The sequence below is a fragment of the Drancourtella massiliensis genome (assembly GCF_016900655.1).
Lineage (GTDB): Bacteria > Bacillota > Clostridia > Lachnospirales > Lachnospiraceae > Sellimonas > Sellimonas catena.
The window spans coordinates 1-200 of sequence record NZ_JACJKH010000164.1 but is presented as its reverse complement, the minus strand read 5'-3'; the positions used below and the strand labels follow the sequence as shown (position 1 = coordinate 200).

The 200-nt window shown below is 54.0% G+C and carries 1 rRNA gene; it reads right to left on the bottom strand.

Annotated features, from left to right (window positions below):
* A 23S ribosomal RNA gene (locus H6A32_RS17095) occupies positions 1 to 200 on the bottom strand; the annotation flags it as partial.

Below are 200 nucleotides of genomic sequence, written 5' to 3'. Positions count from 1 at the left end.
CCGGAAGGATTCCCACCTTCCTCTCGCTACTCATTCCGGCATTCTCTCTTCCATACAGTCCACAGCTCCTTCCGGTACTGCTTCGCCCTGTATGCAATGCTCCTCTACCAATGTCTACGACATTCCTGAGCTTCGGTGGTGTGTTTCAGCCCCGGACATTTTCGGCGCAGGACCTCTCGACTAGTGAGCTATTACGCACT